This window comes from Peribacillus asahii (assembly GCF_003570725.1).
GTDB classification, from domain to species: Bacteria; Bacillota; Bacilli; order Bacillales; family DSM-1321; genus Peribacillus; species Peribacillus asahii.
Genome location: NZ_QWVS01000018.1, coordinates 23888 through 37972, shown reverse-complemented (window position 1 = coordinate 37972; position 14085 = coordinate 23888). Strand labels below are relative to the sequence as shown.

Below are 14085 nucleotides of genomic sequence, written 5' to 3'. Positions count from 1 at the left end.
CTTGTTTCTTCGCTAAATAACCTATTTCATCTGTTACACAATATAAATCAAAAACGACATAAAGGAGTCGCTTCTCTTTATGTGCCATATGTGTCTATTCCAACTCCTAACCAAATCTGCTTTGCAAAGAACATTAATAATTTTTATTGTTTAAGGCAATAATTTTTTAAAAAACATATTTTTGAGGAGTCTTATGCATTTCTTTTATAATTTATTATTTATAATGGCTACAATTAAATGGGGTGATTGGAAAAATTGGCGTAATTATTACCCAACTTATTTGTTTTTTATAGCTGGTGATCTTTTAAAGAATGCTTTACTGCACGATTACAAATTGTGGTCATATAAAGAAACTATTTTCGGTAGTAATATTCTATATGGTCACCTTATTATTGACATAATGATTATGCTGTTAGTATATTCCTCCACATTACTCATTTTTTTAGGGAATTTTCCTAGAAACAGAATTAAACAAATACTTTGGATTTTGTTGTGGGTTTTTCTTTATAGTCTAATCGAATTCATTAACGTTAAATATCTAAATTTGTTTGAGCACCATCATGGATGGAATATTGGATGGTCTGTCGTATTCAATATTGTTATGTTTACCACGCTAAGAATTCATGTTAATAGACCCTTGTTAGCTTGGCTAATTTCTATTTTGTTTATAGCTTTATTGTGGAATATATTCGACATTCCAAAAGAAGTACTTAAATGAAAACATTGTATAGTTAATAAGGCCTAAGAATACTCTAAATAATTTATAAAAGTTGTTGTTTTCTATCAATCACGCCCCCGCAGACATAGAAAAAAGCGCCTCTTAACGTATCATCAAAATACGTCAAGAAGCGCTTTATATAAAGTGAATACAGATTTCGCAATAGGCCAAAAACATAATCCCCATCGCCTAACTTTCCGTTCAATAACAGAAGTTAAAACCTTAACAATTCTCTGGTGTTCCCGTGTTTGTCGCCGTTCTAAATGATGACCCGCAGCCACAAGATGCGATGGCATTCGGATTATCGATGGTAAATCCTCCGCCCATCATCGATTGTTTATAATCGATTGTTGTTCCATTTAAAATAGGAGCATCACCTTCACTAACAAGAATTTTAATATCAAACTGTTCTAATTGTTGATCCTTCTCGCCTACCTCTTGTTCAAATGCCATTCCATAGGATAGACCGCTGCAACCGCCACCTTTTACAGCTACTCGTAAGAAAGAGCCTTCCTCTCCATTATGTTTCATCATTTCTTTTATTTGAAAAGCTGCCGCTTCCGTAATATTAACAACATCGCTCACAATAAAATCCTCCCTCTTTAAAATTGAGTAAGTCAATTCAAACTACTACTAGTATATACTAAAAAATTTCTCATGCTCAATTTTCCTGCCTGAAAACGATGTTAATCCTTTTATTTTATATGAGCCTTTTATCACAAGTTGAGCTATAATTAAACCATTAACACATCCATATAACTAGAACTTATATACTACTGAAAGGATGATACTCATGGGGGAACTACCACCGCTATTTGACAAAAGTATAGAATGCCTTCTTTGTAAACAACCAGCCACTACGAAAAAAATTCGTTCTCGATTTATTAAAGTATCTGAATATGATACGGATTTTTGTCCAAAATATGCGGAAGGTACAACTAATGGACTATTCTATAACATACATGTTTGTCCCAAATGTGGATTTGCATTTTCAAAAGAATTCTCTAAATATTTCGCTCCTGGCACAAAAGAAGAAATTTCAGAGAAAATTTGCTCTCATTGGGTGCCTCATTCCTTTTCTGGCGAACGCACGATTAACGATGCCATTCAAACGTATAAATTAGCTTGTTATAGTGCCATCTTAAAAAAAGAAAAGCATATTACCATTGCCGGACTTTATTTACGAACAGCTTGGCTTTACCGTCTAAAACAAAATGAAGAACAAGAACATCGCTTTATGAGATTGGCACGTCGTGAATATGAAGAATCCTTTTCTATAGGGGACTACACTGGCACTCAAGTGTCTGAAGTACGTATTTTGTACTTGCTTGGAGAGTTATCTAGACGGATAGGAGAGCTGCAGGCTGCTACAAAACATTTTTCCATGGTTCTTGAAAAGCGAAAATCAGCCGTTGAAACGTCTATCATTCAAATGGCACGCGATCGCTGGGCAGACATTAAAGGAGAAATGCCCGCACACTAATACTGATATAAACACTGCAAGCAAGAAAGTGTTTGCAGTGTTCAATTAATTTAAAACATTGGATGTTCATCTAAATATTGATATATATTGGCCACAAGCTCTTCTGTAGAACTTGCAGTAACGACTTCACCATTAACAAGAGCAAAAAGATCGCTTGAACAAATCCCGCAATAACTTAAACAGTCATATTCAACAATGTCTAAATTCGGATCTTTTTCTAATTGTTCCATTGCTTTATAGGCACCACTCGCTAAATTGCTAACACAAAATTCGATAATCGGTTTCATCCAGTCTCACCTCATTTGTTGGAGCTAAATATTCATATATTGAAACGATTTAAATATATTTTAAAGGTTGTCCAAAAAAATATCCTATCTTTTTTTTCATATACCGTCAATATTTAACAACAAAAACAAGCGATTTTCATAATTCAGTTGTGATTTTTATTCATTTTCGTTATACTTTTGTGGGGATTAAAACTATCTTTACAAATAATTTTTATTTTTTAACACAATGTTTTGGGGATATTTATAGTAGTATACCTACTTTCACAAGTGAATGAAATAATAATTTTTACAGATTAAACAAAGGGGATTTTTACATGAAGAATTTAGTCATACTCGGTGGCGGGTATGGTGGAATGCGCATGCTTCAAAGATTGCTGCCTAATCAGCTGCCTGAAAATGTTCGCATTACACTTATTGACCGCAATCCATATCACTGTATTAAAACAGAATATTATGCGCTAGCGGCAGGAACAATTTCCGATCACCATATTCGTGTTGCATTTCCTGAGCATCCACGCTTACAAAATGTATATGGTGAAGTATTATCCATTGATATGGACAAAAAACAAGTCATCTTAGAAAATCAAGAGCCTGTAGATTATGATGATTTAGTCATTGGGCTTGGCTGCGAAGATAAATACCACGGTATTCCAGGTGCAAATCAGCACACATTCAGTATTCAAACCATCGATAAATCTCGTCAAACCTACCAAGCATTGAATAATTTAGGATCTGGTGCAACAGTTTCCATCATTGGTGGAGGACTGAGCGGGGTTGAATTAGCAAGTGAATTAATCGAAAGCCGTCCCGATTTAAAAATAAGATTATTCGACCGTGGACCGCATATTTTATCCGCTTTCCCAGAACGTTTAAGCGTATTTGTAGAATCTTGGTTTGCTAAAAATAATATTGAAATTGTTCACCATTCTAATATTACAAAAGTTGAGCCAAACACTTTATACAATGGTGAAGAAGCTGTTCATAGTGATGTTATCGTTTGGACAGCTGGTATCCAACCTAGCAAAATTATTAGAGATATGGATATTGAAAAAGATGCACAAGGCAGAGCCGTATTAACGCCACAGCACTTCTTGCCAAACAACGACAGTGTATTCGTTGTAGGAGACTGTGCAAGCTTGCCATTTGCTCCAAGTGCTCAATTAGCGGAAGCACAAGCAGAACAAATTGTTCAAGTTCTTGTAAAAAAATGGGCAAATGAACCACTTCCCGAAAGCTTCCCTCCTATGAAATTAAAAGGAACTCTTGGTTCATTAGGGAAAAAACAAGGCTTCGGCTTAGTTGGTAATCGTGCCATCACAGGAAGATTTGCTCGATTAATTAAATCTGGTATCCTGTGGGCTTATAAATACCATAACAATTAATACTTAAATATAGATTGAAAAGTTTTGAAGCAAGATGCTTCAAAACTTTTTTTATAAAGATTAGACAGTTTCTTGTTTATACCCGCATTGAATCATTTTATCGACGACCGTTTTCAAACGCACATTTCCTTCTGCTATAATTTCATCGTCAATTAATACAAGTGGATAGAACAAATCTTCTTCAATCATCTTTAACGAAAACTCCCTTTCTTTCGTAGAAGCTGGCGGATTATGAATATCAATGTAAGTAATGGAAAATGGCTGATTAGGGAATTTTCGTTGTAACGCTGCTTCAAGCCATTCACAAGTATCTTTTGAAGATGGTAAATTTACACAACTCGCACAAATTTGTTCAGCACCATATATTTGGATGTCGATAGATCTTTGTTCCATATAAACCTCCATTTTTCTGATTGGAATTATTAGTATTGTATCTCTTTTTTATATATAAAGATAGATGATTTTTCCGCTAAGTTCTAATTGGATTTTTTATAACCTTCGCATTATAATATGATTAGGAAAGGAGTCGATGGCAATGACTGAACAAACAATGGAAAGTCAAGTTCAAGAAGTACTTGATAAACTTCGTCCGTTTCTTCTTCGCGATGGCGGTGACTGTGAACTTGTCGATGTAGAAGATGGAATTGTTAAATTACGTTTGCTTGGAGCTTGCGGTAGCTGCCCAAGTTCAACGATTACATTAAAAGCAGGAATTGAACGTGCACTTCTTGAAGAAGTTCCTGGTGTTATTGAAGTTGAACAAGTATTCTAATTGTTATAAAAGCTAATGCTGATTTTCTTCATGTTGTATGGATATACACTTGAAGAAAATTAGCTTTTTTATTAGCTCTGCCTTAAACAAAGAAACGAGCAGGATGAACATATCCCCCTGCTCGTTTCTTCCTATAGAAAACTTAACTCTTCCTTATCTGCTTCTGATAAAATCATTGTTTGGCTTCCTTTGTTATCAATCAGAAGTTCCTTAATAACGAAATCCGGGAATTTACTGGATAATTTTTCTTGCACTTGCTCCGCTTGCGCTTCAGGAACCAGACAAAGGACGGTTGGACCTGCACCGCTTAACGCTGTGCCATAGGCTCCATTTTGAGCAGCTATTTCCTCAATTTGAGCTAAATGTGGTACTAGTGGAGCGCGGTATGGTTGATGAAAACGATCTCTCTGCATCATTTGACCAACAAGTTTCCAATTATCCGAAACAATTGCAGCGAGCACCATATTGGCAGCTGCACTTCCTTCAATCGCTTCCTTATAGGCTAATGTCTTTGGTAACACACTTCTTGAATCTTCTGTTAGAAGCTCAAAATTTGGAATCGCTACAATCACTTTGACACCTTTGATTGGAAACGATACAATATCGGTTTGCTCTTCCGTATGCAGGCCGACAACAAGCCCGCCATAAACAGAAGCTCCGCCATTATCCGGATGGCCTTCAAAAAGTGAAGCATGTCGGCCTTTTTGATCATTCGTTAAGTTTAATTCTGCGACTAAATTGGCTAATTCAATACCAGCGACAATCGCCGATGCACTGCTTCCTAATCCACGTGCCAGTGGAATTTCACTTGAAACAAACAGGCGACATGGCGCTAACTCTTTTCCATAGAAGGCTGCTGTTTTCTTTGCAATTTGAACAATATAATTACTTTCATCTTTCGGAAAAGCAGCCATTTCCTCCGTTAGTGGAACAACTTCCCAACTATCTGATAAAGATCCATGTATCTCCAAATACAATCCTAGGGCAAGTCCTATGGAATCAAAGCCTGGACCCAAATTTGCCGTACTTGCTGGTACACGGATTAAAAACATTTCGGACTCCTGACTCATACTTGTTTCACACCTTGAAGATGTTCTAAGATGACTTTTTCATCCATTGGCAGTAATGTTGGTGTAATTGTGCTTGTATCCACCGCTACATTCGGATCTTTTAAACCATTTCCTGTTAACACAGCAACGATTTTACTGCCCTTTTTAATTTCACCGCTTTTTAGTTGTTTAATGATTCCTGCGATACTTGCACAAGAAGCAGGTTCAGCAAATACCCCTTCACTTCTTGCCAGTAATACATATGCTTCTAAAATTTCTTCATCTGTTACTTCATCAATTTTTCCGTTAGATTCTTTCGCCGCTTCAACAGCAAATTTCCAGCTTGCTGGATTTCCGATACGAATCGCTGTCGCTACTGTTTCAGGATTTTCAAACACACGGTCATGAACAATCGCAGCCGCTCCTGCCGCTTCAAATCCTCTCAGTTCTGGAAGACCTGTTTGCTTATGATCATTGTATTCTTTAAACCCTTTCCAATACGCAGTGATATTCCCTGCATTTCCAACTGGAAGAGCTAAAATATCTGGTGCTGTTCCTAACGTATCGCAAATTTCAAATGCCGCTGTTTTTTGTCCTTCAATACGATAAGGGTTTACAGAGTTTACAAGCGCAATTGGAGATGTCTCACTAATGTTACGAACAATTTGAAGTGCATTATCGAAGTTTCCTTCAATCGATACAATTTCTGCACCGTACATAACCGCTTGAGCTAGTTTCCCCATTGCGATTTTTCCTTCTGGAATCACGACAATACAGCGAATATTAGCGCGAGCTGCATAAGCAGCTGCGGCTGCTGATGTATTCCCTGTAGATGCACAAATAATTGTATCTGCACCTTCTTCAATCGCTTTCGCCACAGCAAATACCATTCCACGGTCCTTAAATGACCCTGTCGGGTTTAATCCTTCATATTTTACATATAGTTCAACCCCGAACTGTTCAGATAAATTGTTGCATTTAATTAATGGTGTATTTCCTTCTAATAACGATAATTCAGGGGTATTTTCCGTTACGGGTAAAAACTCTTTATATTCCTTGATTAAACCTTGCCAGCTCATTTCGTATTCTCTCCTTCAACACGGTACGTACTTTTAATTTCTTTGACCATCTCATAGTCATTTAACTGTTGCTGAATTTGTTCAAATGCTGCCATAGAAGCCGTATGTGTCACTAACACAATTTCAGAAGCACCTTTATCATCAATTGGCAGCTGAAGAATTTTATCAAATCCAACACCATACTCAGCAAATAGATTTGTAATCCTTGCAAGCACACCTACTTCATCTTTTACATGCAAGCGAATAAAGAATTTAGCTTGAATTTCCTCTGGCCCTTTTAATGCCTTTGGATATTGAGGCGCAATAGCACTGCGGCCATTAACACCGAGTCTCATATTCTTCAAAGCAACGACTAAGTCCGAGACAACAGCTGTTGCGGTTGGCAAGCTGCCTGCTCCTGGGCCATAGAACATCGTCTCTCCTACTGCTTCTCCGTATACATATACTGCATTATATTCATTATTAACAGAAGCTAGCGGATGCGTTTCAGGTAATAGTGAAGGTTGGACACTCACTTCGACTTTATCGTTTGATCTTGATGCAACACCAATCAACTTCATTGTATAGCCAAGCTTTTTGCTATATGCTAAATCTTCCTCAGAAATCTTTGTGATTCCTTCCACAGATACATCTTCTAAACCGACGTTCATCGAAAAACCTAGCGTTGCTAGAATTGCCATTTTACGTGCTGCATCTAACCCTTCTACATCCGCTGTCGGATCAGACTCAGCAAAACCAAGATCTTGAGCTTCTTTTAATACATCTTCATAGGCGCTGCCGTCTTTACTCATTTTCGTTAAAATAAAGTTTGTAGTACCGTTCACAATCCCCATCATTTTTGTAATGCGATCTGAGGATAATCCATCTACAAGTCCACGTAGAATTGGAATTCCACCAGCTACACTTGCCTCATAAAATAAATCGCAGCCATTTTCAGTCGCAACTTCTAATAATTCAGGACCATATAAAGCCATTAAATCTTTATTTGCCGTAATAACTTGTTTTTTATTTTTTAATGCTTGTAATAAGTATTCACGCGTTTTTTCGATACCACCCATTACTTCGATGACTACATCAACCTCAGGGTTATAAATAACATCTTCTGGGTTATCTGTTAGCATATTGCGATCGATATGAACGGCACGCTCTTTCGTTAAATCATTCACTAAAATTTTCTTTATTTGAATAGGGCATCCAATTTGATGCATTAATTTGTCTTGATGACTTTCAATAATTTGGACAACTCCTGAACCTACCGTACCTAATCCTAATAAACCGATTGAGATAGCTTTCATTTCGGTTCCCCCTAACCACTGTTTATCTGAAGAAAACATTTGTTTTTTTATAGTAGACATTATATGATTTTTATTCATAATTATCAATAGTTAGAAAATACAGATTTACATGCAATTTGTTTTAATCCCTTGTTAGAGTAAGCCTCAAAAAAATATATCTTTTTTTCGAACAATAGAAGAATGTGTATAAAAGAATCTTTTCCTTTTACCTATGACTGCTTACTTGCTTATAAGGTTTCTATTGTATCCATAATAATATGAGGGTGCTTACTTGGATTTAGCCAATTTAATAAGCGTAAAACATTTTTCTCTGATGTTGCTACACAGCCTGCTGTAACTCCATTTTCCCCTCTCCAAATATGAAGAAAAATTGCACTCCCTTTTCCTTTCACAATGGGGTTAACATTGTAATTAATAACAACTCCGTATCTATATAACGAGTGATTCATTCTTTCAAAAGACTTCCACTTCTTAGTTGGTACACCTTTATATGTAATCCATTTGTTATAATCCTTGGATGTGACATCATCAACCCAATAATCATATTTCGTTGTTTTTTTATAAGTTAGCTTCATTCCCGATGGCTTTGCTCCGCTGCCAAATGCTGTTCCAAATGAATACATTCCAATTGGTGATTTACCATCGCCTTCTTTTTTATTCGTAGTAAAGCCTTTTTTTCCTACTATGCCCTTCATTTCGGTTAATGCTCTGCGCCATTCTCCTTTTCGTTTCTCAAACGCTTGAATGGTTACCTTCGTAGACTGAAGTATTGGGCCAACTGCTGAAACAACTTGCTTTACATCTGGTTTAGCATCCGTTTGCACAAGTACCGCTCGTTCCTTAGCATTAAATACTTCACGCGCATCTTCTATTGCTAGGTAAACTATTTTTTTACTATAACAAATAGAATACCAATCCCCGTTGCGTTTCATAACCGAAAGCTTCTTATTCTTCGGATAAGTTTTAACCGTTTTACTTGTATGACTTGCTTTCGACTTTAACTCAGCATTCGTCTTTAACACTATCGAAAATTGCGGTTCTATACATTGATTGGAAGAGGCAGCTTGAGTCGGAACCACTATCATATGTAAAGTAAGCAAGCATATAAGAACAGCAGCTACAAATTGTTTCATCTATCCACATCCTTTCAACTTTTTTAATTGTAGTACTATTCTAAAAATTCCTCTTCCTATCATAACATAGGAATACAAGGAGAAATCATTTTACACAAGGTTTTTTTGTGGCAAAGGAGCATCTAATCAAAACGATTCTAGCTAAACAGGGAGAAGCCGATGAGCCATAAGAAAAGCTCTAGATACCTAACCGTTCTTGCTGTCTCTCGAAACGATTAACGCTAATCTAGAGCAGATGATGAACCCTCAACAAAAATGAGTCAAAATCAACAACGTTATTGAACAGAACCTAAAAAATGAATTCAACTAACTAGTAAAACACGAGTTCTCTCAATTGAGGATACTTCACAGCCAGCCTACTTCCGGTAACTGCATGTATTGTGCTGGAATTTCAGCTAGTTCATAAAAATGCTTTAAAAAATGTTCGTACTGCTGAGAGGATTTTGTAATGAGCGAAAGGGTGTCTTCTAATTCATTCGCTCTAGACTCTGTTGGGCTTGTAAAATACTCTTCAACCGTTTCATAATAATGAATCGGAAAAAGCATTCTAGCGTACAATAAACGGGCTGAGAAGCTGGATAAATGCTCTACGCTTTGGTAGTCCTGAAAGAACTGCGTAAGTCCACGTTGGTATGTATGGATATTACGCCGATAATAATCTCTTGCCCACTCTGCCAAATCTCTTGTAGCATGATCAAATACCCAATCAAACGGATTTTTCATCCATCTCTCGTCGTTCCATGTGTTTTGTGTAAAGCGTTCATAACAAACTGTTCCGCTGTCAACTGCATCTGGATAATCGTCTATTTCTGTGTCGACTAAATATTGGACCGCATTTTCTCCTAACACCATATAATAAGGAAAAGTTTCAATAAATAACTGCTCAAACGCATTGTTTGGATGTGCTTGCAATTTATCGCTCCAAATTTTTTCTAATTGATCGATTCTAGCTTCCCATAACTGTTTCCATTGGCCAATTCGCGCACATTTTGTAATTTTCTCATCAATACTGCGTCCTTGTGCGTGAAAAATGCTTAACTCTCTCCCTGTCTTTTGATTTCGTCTTGGCTCAATTACTTCATTAGCAAGTAACACGAATAATTGATTGTCTGCCTCAGAAATATAGCTGTCGTGATTCGCCAAAACAAAAGCAGCAACGGATCGGTCTCCTTGAGTTCTTAAATGCTCCGACATTTTTTGCCTTTCCATAAGCTCATCTGGTTCAACTGTTTCAAGCGGAATAATACTGTAAATGACATTACCTGAACGAAAGGAAGGGTAGCGACTATTCTTCTCTTCACGCTCAACAGAAATTCCATAATTTTGATAAATGATTTCTTCTATCATTCCAATCGCCGCCTTTACTAAAGTTTGAAAATCATCCAACCAAACTCGTACAATGTTTAAAAAAATGAAAGGTAGGGTATCATAACCTGTTACTCAGGGATACATTATATATATGATACAAATTACAGTTTCTGAATAACATTTCTAAACCGCTAAGCATCATTCAAAATAATCGAAATGAGTGTGATTCTATGGCCAAATCAGAAGTATCACTAACGGAGCAAGTAGCACGAGAATGGCTCTTGAAACGCGGAGTCAAAATCGAAGATATCGCCAATCTTGTTATGTATTTACAAGCAGATTATCATGAGAATTTACAAATGGAAGATTGCATTTATAATGTAGAACGCGTTCTGTCTAAACGAGAAGTACAAAATGCCATCCTAACAGGCATTCAACTGGATTTACTAGCTGAAAAAAAACTATTAGAAGAGCCGCTGCAAACAATTATTGAAAAAGATGAAGGGTTATACGGAGTAGATGAGGTTCTTGCTTTCTCGATTGTTAATGTGTACGGCTCCATTGGATTTACCAATTATGGATACGTAGATAAGCAGAAGCCGGGAATATTGAAATCTTTAAATGATAAAACGTCAGGAAAGGTGCATACATTTCTAGATGATATTGTCGGTGCTATTGCCGCTGCTGCTTCTAGTCGATTAGCCCATCGAGCAGAAAAGACAGATTAAGAAAAACTATTACCGGTTCTTTGCTCCTCATGAACCCAACATCAATAATGTTCTTTTTTAAAAAAGAACAAGGAGCCAGTACAATTTTCTTCCCTGTACTCGGCTCCTTATCTACCTGCACTATTCAAACTGCCAATCAGCCAGTGTATCGACAACAAAGGTTGGTTGTTTTTCATATTGTAGCAAGTGTTCTTTTTTCGTCACGCCTGTATGAACGAGTAAAGTATCCATCCCTGCATTAATTCCTGCCATAATATCTGTATCATAATTATCTCCAACCATAATAACTTCTTCTTTTGAGACACCTAATACCTGTAACGCCTGCTCAATAATAATCGATTCCGGCTTACCAATGAAAATCGGTTTTACTTGCGTCGACACCGCCACAACCGATGTGATGGCACCGTTTCCAGGCTGCAGTCCGCGTTCAGTTGGAATAGCAATATCTCCATTGGTCGAGATGAATGCAGCACCATTTCTCACAGCTAAGCAAGCCTTTGTTAATTTTTCATAATTGATAGCCCGATCAATGCCCATAACGAGAAAATCCGCATTCTCTTCCACAAGCTCTAGCCCTTTTTCCTGTAAAGCATTTCGAATGCCCTCTTCACCGATTACATATACCGTTGCATCAACCTTTCTTTCCGCAATAAAATTCGCTGTCGCCATGCTTGTAGTAAATACTTGTTTATTGTCTGTTTCTATTCCAAAATTCCGTAATTTCTCTGCCACTTGCGCAGGTGTACGCGAAGAATTATTGGTGACGAATAAATAAGGAATGTTTCGTTGGCGCAATTCATTGATAAATCCTGCAGCTTCAGCTATTTGCTCAGATCCACGATACATGGTTCCATCTAAATCAATCAAATACCCTTTATAAGATTTCATACATACTGCTCCCTTCATAAGGTGGTACTCCCACCTTTATATTACATAGTCATTTCTAAAAAAAATACAAGCGCCATTACCGGTCGCTTGTATAAAGAGTTACTATGTTCATTTTAGCCTTTTATACGGCTTATTGCTTCTGAAACTAATCCTTCTTGCAACATAGCCTAATTTTTAAAAGCAGAAACAGCTCCTAATTCATTAGTTAAGTATGTTCTAATTAACTCTGGATATTGAGTAAACGCTGCAAGATTAGCTGTAAATACAGTCTGTAACTGTTCATGCGACACTTCAATATAATCTTGGATAAGCATTTTACGAAGTGGCAGCACATTTTTAAATTGTGTCGCAATTTCCTCGCTAATTACTTTCTCATCAAGTAAAATGTCCACAATATCTTCATAACTACCAGGGTCTCTCATAATAAAGCCATCAATCATTGCATTGCCCACATCCAGAACAGAATCAATGGACGTTTGAACAATCCTTTCCAAAGCCAATTGTGACAGCTCATCATTCCATTCTTTTTTTTGTTCTAACCTTGATAACTGGGCCTCAAGGAAACATAAAATTTGTTCAATTTTTTGTCGGTCTACAAAGTACATTCTTTCCAGATCCTTTCTATTCTAAGATGACACTTTAAGTTTCTCTACACCTGTAGGTCTTGCGTAGAAATATCCTTGTGCCAAATCAACATTATTCTTTGATAATACCATAGCTTCCCCTTTACTCTCAATTCCTTCAGCTACAACGATTGAACCTGTTTCCTTCGCAATTAATAAAAGTCCCTTTAACATCGACTCTTTTACAGTACTACTATCAATATTTTGAATAACAGAGCGGTCAATTTTAATAATATCCGGCATAATATCAATAATAGTATTTAAATTTGAATAACCTGCGCCTGTATCATCGACAGCAATTTGAAAACCTAATTGTCTTAAGCTTTGAATATTGGCAATAAAATAATCTATATGATTAATGGACTCCCGCTCCGTAATTTCAAGGACAAATTGCTCAGCCGAAATACTTGGATACTTGTCTAACATCACCTTAATGTCTGTTGGAAAATGTAAATTCTCAATTGTAACAGGTGTAAGATTAATAAATACTTGCTTCAATAAATCATTTTCTGAAACCTGCCTAAACGTTTTTTCTAGTACGATTTGCTCTAATTCATAGAGTCTCCCTGTTTGCCTGGCCGCTGAGAATAATGCTAATGGGTTTTCTAAATCTGTCCCGGCTGGCCCACGGGTAAGCACTTCATGAGCTTTCATCTGATTCGTAGCAACTTCAACTATAGGTTGTACCATCAATCGAATATGTTGATCAGAAATAATATCATCCATCGTCATCATTAATCCACTAAACCCAGCTTTCCTCTTTTCTTCCGTCATTATAACCGCTTGCTTATAAGCTCTATTCACAGCATGTTCAATTGGATACTGGCTCTTCTCAACAAACATATAGCCGGTTATAAACGAGGACTTACATTGAGGACTTGTCTCTTGCAAATGTTCTTGAACGCTTGCTGTAATCATATAAATGATTTCATCCAGTTCACGTGACTTTTTCTCCATACAGTCTATCCGCATAAGGAATGTAACGTTATCGCTGTTATAATCATGCAAAATAAGAATATCTTCTTTCGGTATTCTATCTACAATTGCTTCTTTGAATGCCTTTTTTAGCTGTTTGATATAGGTATCATATTGCTGTTTACCCATCTCTTCTTTGAATTGAAGTACATCTTGAATATCAAACACAATGACGGCTACTTCATATCCTTGTGAAAATGATACGTTTACTGCCTGTATCATTGGATTCCTCATAATGAACTGAGGTGGATAGAAACGAAGCCTAGACAATGGACTAAACAGTTTAAGCCACTTCCCTAGTGATTTATAACCTTTCTTATCATTCAGCGACATGTTTATCATCCCTTTCACCCGGGCTATATTAC

Annotated in this window: 16 protein-coding genes; 5 read left to right on the top strand and 11 right to left on the bottom strand. The window is 36.8% G+C overall.

What is annotated here, in order from left to right:
• The first annotated feature begins 193 nt into the window (after positions 1-193).
• Positions 194-718 (top strand): CBO0543 family protein, encoded by a 525-nt coding sequence (locus D1953_RS21960; protein ID WP_119117238.1) that lies wholly within the window; start codon positions 194-196, stop codon positions 716-718.
• A gap of 222 nt (positions 719-940) precedes the next feature.
• Here D1953_RS21960 and D1953_RS11010 read toward each other — a convergent pair whose 3' ends face one another.
• The gene (locus D1953_RS11010; protein ID WP_119117237.1) at positions 941-1303 is read right to left on the bottom strand and encodes a HesB/IscA family protein; all 363 of its coding nucleotides are present in this window, start codon (positions 1301-1303) and stop codon (positions 941-943) included.
• 208 nt (positions 1304-1511) lie between these two features.
• Between D1953_RS11010 and D1953_RS11005 the strand changes: the two genes are divergently transcribed.
• A complete protein-coding gene (locus tag D1953_RS11005) occupies positions 1512-2201 on the top strand; it encodes a DUF2225 domain-containing protein (protein WP_119117236.1) in 690 nt (229 codons plus the stop codon).
• A gap of 50 nt (positions 2202-2251) precedes the next feature.
• Here D1953_RS11005 and D1953_RS11000 read toward each other — a convergent pair whose 3' ends face one another.
• On the bottom strand, positions 2252-2488 hold the full coding sequence (locus D1953_RS11000; protein WP_119117235.1) for a YuzB family protein: 237 nt from the start codon (positions 2486-2488) through the stop codon (positions 2252-2254).
• A 314-nt stretch (positions 2489-2802) separates the two neighbouring features.
• Here D1953_RS11000 and D1953_RS10995 point away from each other — a divergent pair, with 314 nt between their 5' ends.
• On the top strand, positions 2803-3870 hold the full coding sequence (locus D1953_RS10995; RefSeq protein WP_119117234.1) for an NAD(P)/FAD-dependent oxidoreductase: 1068 nt from the start codon (positions 2803-2805) through the stop codon (positions 3868-3870).
• 60 nt (positions 3871-3930) lie between these two features.
• Here the strand turns inward: D1953_RS10995 and D1953_RS10990 are convergent, their stop codons facing one another.
• The gene (locus tag D1953_RS10990; RefSeq protein ID WP_119117233.1) at positions 3931-4263 is read right to left on the bottom strand and encodes a YuzD family protein; all 333 of its coding nucleotides are present in this window, start codon (positions 4261-4263) and stop codon (positions 3931-3933) included.
• A gap of 136 nt (positions 4264-4399) precedes the next feature.
• On the opposite strand from D1953_RS10990, the gene D1953_RS10985 reads away from it, so the two are divergent.
• Positions 4400-4642: a NifU family protein gene (locus tag D1953_RS10985; protein ID WP_252282673.1), complete on the top strand. Its 243-nt coding sequence runs from the start codon at positions 4400-4402 to the stop codon at positions 4640-4642.
• Between the two features lie 131 nt (positions 4643-4773).
• On the opposite strand, the gene thrB is transcribed toward D1953_RS10985, so the two are convergent.
• From thrB to yutH, 5 genes are all read right to left on the bottom strand, one after another.
• Positions 4774-5712 carry a homoserine kinase gene (thrB, locus tag D1953_RS10980; RefSeq protein WP_245980046.1) on the bottom strand — a complete coding sequence of 313 codons (939 nt, stop codon included), beginning with the start codon at positions 5710-5712 and terminating at the stop codon, positions 4774-4776.
• A complete protein-coding gene (thrC, locus tag D1953_RS10975; RefSeq protein ID WP_119117231.1) occupies positions 5709-6770 on the bottom strand; it encodes a threonine synthase in 1062 nt (353 codons plus the stop codon). Before thrC ends, thrB begins: the two co-directional genes overlap by 4 nt.
• Positions 6767-8065 (bottom strand): homoserine dehydrogenase, encoded by a 1299-nt coding sequence (locus tag D1953_RS10970; RefSeq protein WP_119117230.1) that lies wholly within the window; start codon positions 8063-8065, stop codon positions 6767-6769. The genes thrC and D1953_RS10970 overlap by 4 nt, the downstream gene beginning before the upstream one ends.
• A 227-nt stretch (positions 8066-8292) precedes the next feature.
• The gene (locus D1953_RS21700; RefSeq protein ID WP_245980045.1) at positions 8293-9198 is read right to left on the bottom strand and encodes a L,D-transpeptidase family protein; all 906 of its coding nucleotides are present in this window, start codon (positions 9196-9198) and stop codon (positions 8293-8295) included.
• 345 nt (positions 9199-9543) lie between these two features.
• Entirely contained in the window at positions 9544-10545 is a 1002-nt protein-coding gene (yutH, locus tag D1953_RS10960) for a spore coat putative kinase YutH (protein WP_182480579.1), read from the bottom strand.
• A gap of 191 nt (positions 10546-10736) precedes the next feature.
• Here yutH and D1953_RS10955 point away from each other — a divergent pair, with 191 nt between their 5' ends.
• Entirely contained in the window at positions 10737-11234 is a 498-nt protein-coding gene (locus D1953_RS10955) for a phosphatidylglycerophosphatase A family protein (RefSeq protein ID WP_119117228.1), read from the top strand.
• 120 nt (positions 11235-11354) lie between these two features.
• Here D1953_RS10955 and D1953_RS10950 read toward each other — a convergent pair whose 3' ends face one another.
• The 3 genes from D1953_RS10950 to D1953_RS10940 form a co-directional block, all read right to left on the bottom strand.
• The gene (locus tag D1953_RS10950) at positions 11355-12122 is read right to left on the bottom strand and encodes a TIGR01457 family HAD-type hydrolase (RefSeq protein WP_119117383.1); all 768 of its coding nucleotides are present in this window, start codon (positions 12120-12122) and stop codon (positions 11355-11357) included.
• Between the two features lie 167 nt (positions 12123-12289).
• The gene (locus D1953_RS10945) at positions 12290-12727 is read right to left on the bottom strand and encodes a DUF86 domain-containing protein (protein ID WP_119117227.1); all 438 of its coding nucleotides are present in this window, start codon (positions 12725-12727) and stop codon (positions 12290-12292) included.
• Positions 12728-12748: 21 nt separating this feature from the next.
• Entirely contained in the window at positions 12749-14053 is a 1305-nt protein-coding gene (locus D1953_RS10940; RefSeq protein ID WP_119117226.1) for an EAL domain-containing protein, read from the bottom strand.
• Positions 14054-14085 lie beyond the last annotated feature (32 nt).